Origin of the sequence: Mesorhizobium sp. M0293 (assembly GCF_040321735.1) — a bacterium.
Taxonomy (GTDB): domain Bacteria; phylum Pseudomonadota; class Alphaproteobacteria; order Rhizobiales; family Rhizobiaceae; genus Mesorhizobium.
The window spans coordinates 1-1,666 of record NZ_JAMYSA010000266.1; the positions used below are offsets into that span (position 1 = coordinate 1).

The following is a 1,666-nucleotide window of genomic DNA, read 5'->3' on the forward strand; positions in this document are numbered from 1 at the left end:
GTGGGGGGGGCGCGCGCGCGGGCGCGGGGGCGGGGGCGGGGGCGGTATGTTGGGGCGCGGCGCGGGGGTCGGGGCCGCCCCCGCCCGCCGCGTCCGGCGCATTCGTGGCTGGTCCGCCGGAGGCCGCGGTGACGGCAGGTTGTTCCGAGATCGCGCCTTCGACCGGTGGCAGTCCGCTGTCATCGGCGCCTTGCGCCGTGGCGATCTCGGGCGCCAGAGGCTGCTCGGCCGCAGCAGGGACAGGCTTTTCCTCGGGAAGGGCGGCCGGCGGTGCGACGACTTCGCCGGCAATGGCCTGCGCGGCGTCGAGCAAGGCGCGGTCGCCTTCCGACAGCCTGCCGCGGTCGATCTTGCCGAGCCTGACGCGGACGTCCTCGATGGTGCCGGAGGTGACGGTGGAAAGGCTGGCATAGAGCAGGGCGCGTGGGTCGTCCTGGTTGGTGTTGCCGTTGCGACCCTGCTCGGCCCGCGCCGAAGCAAAGGCCGACAGGTCGTTCAGGCCGTCGATCGCGGCGCGGCGGGCGATGCGCAGATAGATTACCTTCTCGCGCTCGGGATCCATCATCGAGGTGATGTCGGCCAGCTTGTCCTGGCTGATCGACATGTGCAGCGCGATGACGCCGGAGACGAAAGAGTCGGCGAATTGGCTGGCATAGGGCGAGTAGAGGTAGCGCTCGACATACTGGGTGGAGGCAAGCGCAAAGCGTGCCGCGTCACCTTGCGCGACAGCAATGCCGACCGAACGGCGAAGTGCTGCTTCCTCGACCAGCGTGCCGGGGCTGAGCAATCTTGCCTCATCGAGCAGACCGAGTGCGGCCGCCGGCTGGTCGCCGGCAAGCAGCGAGCCTTTGACCAGGGCAAGGAAAGCGCCGAGATCGGGAGGCAGCACCATCGGATCTGTCAGCCTCAAGGCTTCGATCGCCTCGCCGGGCCGGCCGTTGAGGTAGTCGATCACGCCTTTGGCTATGGCAAGGCTTTGCGGGTCGGTCGTGGCGCGCGACGTGGCGGCCTCGACGGTCACCGGGTTGCCGCCGCTCATGCCGTAGACAAGCAGGGCGCGAAAGTTCTTTGGGTCCTTGTAGTCCTCGGCATCGGCCGCGCGCAGGCGCGCATCCGCCATCTCCAGCAGCTTGGCCTGCATCGGCAAGGCGGCATGATCACCGGCGGCTATGCGGTCCTGGATGAGCTGCAGCGAGCGCACCAGCTGATACGGCTGCAGTGCATCCTGGGCGAAGCCCGCCGACGGGTGTCCGCCGGCCAGCAGCAACAGGCCAATCAGCCGGCTGGTGACGGCCGCTCGCCTCATCCGCCGGTCGCCATCAGGATTTCGATGCGGCGGTTCACGGCCGCCAATGGATCCGCGGCGTCCTTCGGCTGGCGGTCGGCGAAGCCGGCGACCTCGGTGATGCGGCGTTCGTCGACGCCGCCACGCACGAGCATGTAGTAGGCGGAATGCGCGCGCGCCGTCGACAGTCGCCAATTGTCGTAGCTGTCGCTGCGGAACGGCCGGGCATCGGTGTGGCCGTTGATGCTGATGGTGCCCTTCTGGCTGTTGACGATGCGGCCGATCTTTTCCATCGCCAGCACAAGTTCGCGGCACGGCCCCCCCCACCCGCCCGGGGACCATCCGAAGGCGGACAGGTGGGTGATCGAGATTGCCACCCCC

At 69.0% G+C, this 1,666-nt stretch carries 2 protein-coding genes; both read right to left on the minus strand.

Going from position 1 to position 1,666, the window contains the following annotated elements:
* Positions 1-1,306 (minus strand): MotC family chemotaxis protein (locus NKJ06_RS35345; RefSeq protein WP_352812556.1); only part of this gene is annotated, 1,306 nt, incomplete at its 3' end.
* Positions 1,303-1,666: OmpA family protein (locus tag NKJ06_RS35350; protein ID WP_352812557.1), on the minus strand; the 364-nt coding region annotated here is incomplete at its 5' end. The genes NKJ06_RS35350 and NKJ06_RS35345, both read right to left, overlap by 4 nt.